General features: G+C 27.2%; 10 protein-coding genes. 8 read left to right on the forward strand and 2 right to left on the reverse strand.

Annotation, left to right across the window (positions count from 1 at the left end; translation table 11 throughout):
• Positions 1-10: 10 nt before the first annotated feature.
• Both WAO56_RS03575 and WAO56_RS03580 read right to left on the reverse strand, forming a co-directional pair.
• Positions 11-1,324, reverse strand: a complete 1,314-nt coding sequence (locus WAO56_RS03575) for a uracil-xanthine permease family protein (protein WP_422143451.1) — start codon at positions 1,322-1,324, stop codon at positions 11-13.
• Positions 1,325-1,336: 12 nt separating this feature from the next.
• Positions 1,337-1,822, reverse strand: a complete 486-nt coding sequence (locus WAO56_RS03580) for a nucleoside deaminase (RefSeq protein WP_422143452.1) — start codon at positions 1,820-1,822, stop codon at positions 1,337-1,339.
• A gap of 141 nt (positions 1,823-1,963) precedes the next feature.
• Between WAO56_RS03580 and WAO56_RS03585 the strand changes: the two genes are divergently transcribed.
• From WAO56_RS03585 to WAO56_RS03620, 8 genes are all read left to right on the forward strand, one after another.
• Positions 1,964-2,710 carry a GntR family transcriptional regulator gene (locus tag WAO56_RS03585; RefSeq protein ID WP_422143453.1) on the forward strand — a complete coding sequence of 249 codons (747 nt, stop codon included), beginning with the start codon at positions 1,964-1,966 and terminating at the stop codon, positions 2,708-2,710.
• A gap of 273 nt (positions 2,711-2,983) precedes the next feature.
• Positions 2,984-3,349 carry a GntR family transcriptional regulator gene (locus WAO56_RS03590; protein ID WP_422143454.1) on the forward strand — a complete coding sequence of 122 codons (366 nt, stop codon included), beginning with the start codon at positions 2,984-2,986 and terminating at the stop codon, positions 3,347-3,349.
• A complete protein-coding gene (locus WAO56_RS03595) occupies positions 3,349-4,206 on the forward strand; it encodes an ATP-binding cassette domain-containing protein (RefSeq protein ID WP_422143455.1) in 858 nt (285 codons plus the stop codon). Before WAO56_RS03590 ends, WAO56_RS03595 begins: the two co-directional genes overlap by 1 nt.
• Before the next feature lie 10 nt (positions 4,207-4,216).
• Complete coding sequence (locus tag WAO56_RS03600) at positions 4,217-4,900, forward strand: hypothetical protein (RefSeq protein ID WP_422143456.1); 684 nt, start codon at positions 4,217-4,219, stop codon at positions 4,898-4,900.
• A 1-nt stretch (position 4,901) separates the two neighbouring features.
• Positions 4,902-5,540, forward strand: a complete 639-nt coding sequence (locus tag WAO56_RS03605; RefSeq protein WP_422146269.1) for a hypothetical protein — start codon at positions 4,902-4,904, stop codon at positions 5,538-5,540.
• A gap of 53 nt (positions 5,541-5,593) precedes the next feature.
• The gene (lepB, locus tag WAO56_RS03610) at positions 5,594-6,127 is read left to right on the forward strand and encodes a signal peptidase I (RefSeq protein WP_422146270.1); all 534 of its coding nucleotides are present in this window, start codon (positions 5,594-5,596) and stop codon (positions 6,125-6,127) included.
• Positions 6,128-6,152: 25 nt separating this feature from the next.
• Positions 6,153-6,803 carry a hypothetical protein gene (locus tag WAO56_RS03615; RefSeq protein WP_422143459.1) on the forward strand — a complete coding sequence of 217 codons (651 nt, stop codon included), beginning with the start codon at positions 6,153-6,155 and terminating at the stop codon, positions 6,801-6,803.
• A 275-nt stretch (positions 6,804-7,078) separates the two neighbouring features.
• The gene (locus tag WAO56_RS03620) at positions 7,079-8,332 is read left to right on the forward strand and encodes a hypothetical protein (protein WP_422146271.1); all 1,254 of its coding nucleotides are present in this window, start codon (positions 7,079-7,081) and stop codon (positions 8,330-8,332) included.
• The last annotated feature ends 72 nt before the right edge of the window (positions 8,333-8,404 follow it).

An 8,404-nucleotide genomic window follows, 5' to 3' on the forward strand; every position in this document is an offset into this window, starting at 1 on the left:
CTATTAAATATTATTTTTTTGGATAGTACTTTCTAAAATTAAAGATTAAATTTAATATTACTGAAGAAAAGGCTACGACAAATAATCCGTTACTAAACAACATGGAAAGTACAGAAGGTAATTTTTCCAAAGCTTCAGATGCAAAATTTGCACCAACACCTAAAGCAATACTTGTACCAACTATAATGGAGTTAGCATTATCATTAAAGTCTACTGATGACAAAATAGATATCCCTGCTGCAGTAATTGTACCAAAAAGTCCAAGAGTAGCTCCACCAATAACAGGTTTTGGTATACATGTTATTAAGGCACATAGTTTAGGTGATAAACTTATACCTAAAAGTATAATTCCACTGGTAATTACAGTTGATCTTGCACCAATACCTGATAGCTTAATAATTCCAATATTTTCATTAAACATAGAAGAAGGAAAGGAGTTAAAACCCCCGGAAATAATTTGGCTAAAAGCTTGGCCTCTAATACCATCAATTTTCTGTTTATCTGTAGTTTTATATTTTGTTACTTCATCATGAAAAGCATATGCCCCAAAACATTGAATCATATTTATAAAACAAAACAATGTCATTATAAATATGGCGCCTATTCTAAATTCCGGAAAACCCAGTTTAAAAGGAACAATTAACTCAAATAATTTTGCTTCGCCTACTGAGCTTAAATCCAGAAGTCCAAGAGGAATAGATATTATAGTTCCGGCTACAATACTTATTAAAATAGATAAATTTTTAATTAGTTCACTTCCAAAGTAACTAAGTAAAATGATAATTAAAAGTACAATCATCCCTAAAATTAGATTTTTAATACTTCCAAAACCTTCAATATGAGCACCACCACCTGCCAGGTCAGTAAAAGCTGTAGGTGCTAAAGTTATACCGATAACTGTTACGAAAGAACCAACAACTACAGGTGGAAAAAATTTAATTAATCTTTCTAAAAAAAATGTACTTAAAAACAGTAATACACCGGATCCAATAACCGCTCCAAATATTGTTGGGAAATTGTATTCACTACCTATAGCTATCATAGGAGCTAAGGGAGCAAAAGCTGAACCTAAAACAATAGGTAATTTAGATCCAATGTGTTTTCCAACACCAATAACCTGTATAAAAATTGCTAAAGCACTTGTAAATAAATTTGAGGCTATTAAAATAGTAATCATTGTTGAGTCTAACTGTAAAGCGTTTCCCAATATTAAAGGTACTGCTATAGTACCCGGAAACATAGTTAGAACATGTTGTAACCCCATAATAATATTTTTACTTAAAGATACCTTAGCATTAATATCAATACCTTTAGTTTTTTCCATAGTTATACCTTTTTAATCCCAAAAACCTTTATGTACTTCAGCTGCTTCTACTTCTAATTCCGGGAAAGGTCCTATAACCTTAATATCCTTTTGACCCTTTGCAAAAACATCTCTACATGGTAAATCAAAAGTAGGGTTAATGTCGTTACTACCTGTTAATTCCAACAATCTTTTTTCTTCCATTGCATAAACAACAGTTCCTATATTACCCCAATATATTGCGCCTGAACACATAGCACATGGCTCAGCAGTTGTATATAAAGTACAGTCCCATAAAAAATCTTTAGAATATTTTTGAGATGCCCTTTGAACTAATGTACATTCAGCATGTCCGGTACAAATATTTTCTGTAAGTTCAATATTTTCTTGCTCCATTAAAATATTTCCGTCTTTATCTACTAGTAAAGCTCCAAATGGAGTATTGTTGTTAGCTCTTGAATTTTTTGAAATCTCAATAGCTCTCTTTAAAAATTCTTTGTGTTGTTCATTAGTAAACATAAAATCCCCCTAAAATTATTATATTAAGATATTACGTAAGACGTATTACCTTATAAAAATAATAACATTAATTATGAAAATATGCAACAGTATTTTTATAATGATATACTTAAATATATGCTATAGAAAGGAGAGCTATTTGTGTTTATTAATAACAGAATTAAATTAAGTGAACAATTAAAAATCGAACTTTTAAAATATATTGAAAATATGAGGGAGAGGGGAGAAGATAAACTTCCATCTGAAGATAATTTATCCAATATGTATAAGGTAAGCAGAACTACAGTACGAACAGTACTAGGTGAATTGGAAAATGAAGGAATAATTGTAAGAAAACATGGCAAAGGTACATTTTTAAATGAAAAATCCCTACCATTAAATACACAATTTTCACCGGTTGCCCTTTATGTTGATATGATAAAAGAATTTGGATATAAATCTAAAGTAGAACATATAGGAGAACCTGAAATAGTAGAAAAAGTAGATAAAAATATTTATAAAAAATTAGAAGTAAAAGAAGATGAAAAAATTGTTCTAACAAAAAAAATCTTTTTTGCAGACGATAAACCCTGTGTATTTTGTATAGATTATTTTCCATTGAAATTGCTAAACAATGAAAAAGATTTAGCATATATTAAAGACTATGAAGATTCATTATTTGATTTTTTTAAAAGTAAACTCAGTAAAGAAATAATCGGTGATCAGGTGGAAATTATAACAACAACTAGAGATGAAACAGAAATATTATCCGAATATTTTCCTGAAAATGTTAAATCATTTTTACAGCTTAATTGTATAAACTTTGATGAAGAAAGAAATCCGATTGTTTATGCAGAAGAATATATAGATACTAATTTAATTAGATTTTATAGTTTAAGAAAGAAATAATAGGCAAAACAACAACTATTTTAGATATCTTGGAAATAATGGAGGAGGCAAGGGACAAAGACTACAAGATGGTTCCTGTGGCAATACTTCAAGTGGACAAGGTAGGAATTGTGTAAGATAAGTTAATAAAAGATTTACAAATCTCTCATATAAAAATATGGGAGATTTTTTTTATTTCAAATAAAAATCAAAAAACTATTGACATAAAAAAGCACTTCATGTATTATGTACTTAGTTACTCAACTAACTAACCAACTAAGAGGAGGTGGTTTTATGGATATGACTTCTGACAGACCTATATTTTTACAAATAGTAGATATGGTAGAAAATGAAATAATATCGGGAAATTTAAAAACAGAAGATCAGGCTCCATCAACAAATGAATTCTCAAAAATGTATAATATTAACCCTGCAACAGCAAGAAAGGGTTTAACAATACTGGCAGATGAAGGAGTATTGTATAAAAAAAGGGGTTTAGGAATGTTTGTAACAGAAAAAGCAAGAGAAATAATAATAGAAAAAAGACAAAAGGAATTTTTAGACAATTTAGTACCGGAATTAATAAGGGAGGCTAAAAGACTGGATATAGATAAAAACAAGTTAATTGAATTAATAAGACAAATGGAGGTTGATGAATAATGTTAGAAATAATAGATTATGGAAAAAAATACGGACAAAAAGAGATTCTTAAAAATATAAATTTAAAAATGGAAGACAGTAAAGTATACGGCTTAATAGGAAATAATGGAGTAGGAAAAACAACCTTACTACAATCTATATCCAACTTGAAAATAGGCTATACAGGTGAAATTAAATTTAATGGTCAGACTGTATTGGAAAACCAGTCAGTAGTTGAAGACATAGTCTATATTTCAGAAGATATGTTTGGAGAAGCCTTTTATACAGAATATAGGATTAAAAAACTTTTTAAAATCCTTTCACAGTTGTATAAAAATTGGGATTGGGAATTTAATACCTACCTTGTAGAAAAATTTAATATAAATTTAAAATCTAAATACAAAAAGCTTTCAAAAGGTGAAAAGAACCTGGTGAATTTAGTAATTGGCTTAACAACAAGAGGTAAAATAACAATATTTGATGAGCCAACATCAGGACTTGATGCAAAAACAAGGTATGCCTTTTATCAGGTCTTAATGGAGGACTTAGAACTTAATCCAAGAATAATAATAATTTCCACCCACATAATAGATGAGGCAGCAAATTACTTTGAAGATGTAATATTTTTAGCCGATAAAGAAGTGAAAATATTTGACTCAGTAGAAAATATTAACAAAAATGCCAAATCCTTTATGGGCTCACCGGAGAAGCTAGAAATACTAAAGGACAAAAATATAATAGATGTAGAAAAATTTGGTGGAATGGAAAAATATTATATTTATGACAATTTTACAAAAGAAGAATTAGAGAAAATAGAAGAAAGTAATATAACAATTGAAAATATAACATTACAGAATTTAATTGTTCATACTAACTAAGGAGTATCACATGGAATGTTTATTAAAAATACAACTTAAAGAATATTTTAAAAACTTGATAAATTTTTTAATAGCATCTGTAGTTTTAAGTACAGTATTGAGTTTAATCTTATTTTTTGTTGAAGATATTAAAATCGGACTAAATAAGGAAGTCGTAAAATTAGTTCTTGCTGCTGGGGCATTACCCTTAATAACAATGTTTGCTTTAATTGTAACTGTCGGAATGGTAATAGAATATGTAGTATCGGTAAAATTACATTTACTAGCAGGTTACAGTAGGAAAAGTATATTTAATGTAAATATTATTATGATACTAGTAATGATTTTCACTAGTTGCCTAATAATAGCTACTATAGCATCTTTTGGTTTTAAAATAGGCGATGAAGAATTAATTTATCATAGCATGGATTTAAATATATTTTTTAATAGTTTTATTGGAACTTTTTTACAATTGCTATTATTAACCTTAACTGCAAGTTTTATTGCTATTTCCTTTAAGAAAAATATGGTATTAGGATTTATAATTTTAATTTATGGCTTTTTATCATTAAATATCGTAGGTTTAACAGATCTGGATATTTCAATAGATATATTATTAAAAGAATTTACTATGTCCTTTAAAGAATATATTTATTACCTAGTATTTTCCCTTGTATCACTAATAGGATATAAAGAAGTTTTAAGGAGATATTAAAATGAATAATTCAGTTAGGTTTTTCAAAACTAAAAAAAAGGAATATTTATGGGACTTTTTATCCTTTCTTTTAGTTTTACTTATATTACTTGCTCTTTCTAAAATAAATATAGTAAGGGATTCTATAAGAATAAAAAGTACTTTTTTAGAATGGGATGAAATAATAAAATCCCTAGTAAATATATTTACAGTAATATATGCCATAGACTTTGCCATTAATATAGACTTACAAATATTAACGGGACAAACAAGAAGGTCCATTTTTACAAATAATGTGAAAATAATGGTCTTACTTGGAATAATTTATAGCTTATTTATAAGCCTACTGGCAGTTTTGGGAATTAATATAAAAGTTACCGGAATGTTATTTAGTAAAATCGGTGAAATGGAGTTTTATAAATATTTTCTAGACTATTTTTTACAATTTTTAACAATATATTCACTAGCAAGTTTAATAACCTACTCCTTTAAAAAGAACTATATACTTGGTGGAGTAGCAATAGGAACTTTATTTGTATTTGTCTTGGTATTTTATAACTTTATTCCAGAAACTAATAGCCTAGTAAATAATTTAATCTTTTCTCTACCCTTACTATTAATTGGAATAGTTGCTAATAAATTTATAATAGATTATTATTAAAAATAGAAATAGTGTATTATATATAATAATTATTATTTAAATTAGGAGAAAAAATGGAAACAAAGAGTGTAAGTTTTAAACAGGTATTTAAGGAAATAATATCAACAGTTGTACTAGCGGCAATTATAGCATTTCTAATTTTGAAATTTATAGGTGGAACAACAATAGTCGATGGTATTAGTATGGAGCCAACATTAAAAACAAATGACTTTATCCTAGTAAATAGAATAGGATTTCTTCTAGATGACTTAAAATATGGAGATATTATTCAGTTCCATAGTCCTTACAAGGAAAAGAAGGACTTTATTAAAAGAGTTATAGCTGTAGAAGGAGATACAGTAGAAATTAAAAATAATAGGGTTTATGTTAATGAAAATGAACTTGTAGAAAACTATACAATGACTAAGGGAATAACCGGTTTTACAAATGAAAAATATTGGGAAATAGGAAAGGATGAAGTTTTTGTATTAGGAGATAATAGGGAGCATAGTAATGACAGTCGAGCCTTTGGTCCAATAAAAAAAGACTCAATAGTTGGAATTGCATTTTTAAGGCTCTATCCATTTAAGGAAATTAAGAAGTTCTAAATAATATAAACTTCAGAGGTGAAATATGAACAATTATAAAAAATTATCAAAATATGTTTTTAAAAGTATATTACCACCTTTAACAATAGGAGTTTTAATATTTATATTTTTAAATATATTTGATGAAGCAAAAATGAATTACAATAATCTTCCAGATATTTTTAATGATAATTTTGTATTTAAATTATTGGTCTTATTAAAAATAGGTGTAATACTTGCAATATTAACAATTGGCATATCTGCAATTATTAATATACAAACTCCAATCTTAGTAGGTTATTCAAGAAGGGAAATATTTAAAACAACAGTATTTTTAATACTCTTGCTTTCAACTATATTTTCAGTTTTAATAACAATAGCTGGATTATTAGCAAGAGAACCCTTTAACTTAAACATGGCTTTAGGAAGTTTTTTTAAATTCTTTGCAATAAACTTCTTACTTGCTAGCCTTACTGTGTTTTATGCATCAATATACAAGGTGAATATAGTAGCCGGAGTTTTAATTACAACAGCAAGTGTACTTGCTTTAATAACTGTTTTTATTATTAACTTTCGTGGCGAACTAGTAATACTAAATTATATAAACTTATTAACAGCAATTAAAAATTATAGTTTATTACTTGTTTTTTCAATAGCTTTATTATTTGTCTATAAAAAAATATTAAATAAGATTTAGAAGATGTTACTTTTTAAGTAATGTCTTTTTTATTTTATAAATTTAGAAATAATTGCCCCTACAATTATCATAACTACAAGGGCTAAAATCATAGCTAATAAGTTTTTTTTATCATTATTGTCTGACATAAAATCTCCTCCTTGCCTATATTTTATAAAGTAAAAACTTAAAATACAAATATTTTTCGCTTATATATTAAAAATAAATAAATTTACTAATATATTAAACAACATTAGCCTAAGAATGTGATAAAATGGTACAAAGGAGGATGTATAATGAAGAAACTTAAAAATAAAATAATATTAATATTATTGTTAGCATTTACATTAACATCATGTAATAAAGAAGAAACAGAACCATTAGGGAAATTAATAATGGAAGAATCCGATTATGCATACTTACAAGAGTATTATGATTTGGATTTAGAGAAAAAATCAACAGTAGATGTAAAGGGAATAAATGAAAGCTTTGAAACAATATTTGGAGAAGAAGCAGTAAAAATTGAAGGGGATTATTCTGCAGATAAATTAATAGAAGTATCAATAAAAAATGCACAATATGAGGAATTAGCTCTCACCTATAACAAGGACAAGGTAAATGAAAAATTAAACAATTACTATAAAGTAAAAGTAAATAGTAAAAATAAAAACTACTTAGCCTGTGCATTGGATTTAGGAATAGTAAATAGTGACATAGTTAAGGAAATATACAAAGAAAATAAACTGGATACCGACAATTTTGCCTATATAATAACTAGAGTAATAAATAGTACAGGAGTAGGGCGAAACTGTATAGGTAGTATTTATGACACGGACATTGGTTCTAAAATAAACAATACATGGGAATCCTTCTTACTCTTTAAAGATGAAAAACTAGAAGAAGTTGGCTATGAGGCAGTAAAAAATGGAACAGTAACAGGTTATAACTTAAAAACATCAGAAAATGATTCTAACTTTATAAAAGATAAAACCATAGTTTATGGACATTCAGACATAAAACATGCCCATCAACTAGTTGGACTATTAAGAAGTGAAAACATACAGGCTAAAATTCAACTAGAGCCAAAAATTTCAATCTACAAATACTTACTTGAATGGGGACCAGTTCCGGAAGCAAGTCCAACCTATGAAGTAGTACAGGATGGAGAGGACTATTTTGTACATGCAGTTGAATATGATTTAGCAATAGAATTTTTATCAGAAGATGAAATGGAAAAATTTAATGATATTATAGAAAAATACGCTAAGAAAAATGAAGGTAATGAAGAAGCAAAAGGACTATTATACGAATCTTGGTGGCAACCATTGTATTCAACAACAAATAGCAATATGAACAAAGAAGAATATGTAGAAATAGTTGATAATATAGTAAAAAATGGAATATATGAAATACATTCTTTTTCAACAGTAGAAGACAAGGAAAAAGTAAAAGCAGAGCTAACAGAAAACAATGACTTTGAAAGCGAACAAAGAACAATATATTGTAACAAAGCCTTTTACAATTACTTAATAGGGGAAGACTATCAATAAACTAAAGAAGTGAATTTTATTTCACTTCTTTTTTTGTCTTAGTAAAAAAACTTACCTTCCTAAATATATAAA

It is taken from the genome of Miniphocaeibacter sp. (assembly GCF_049276255.1).
GTDB lineage: Bacteria > Bacillota > Clostridia > Tissierellales > Peptoniphilaceae > Miniphocaeibacter.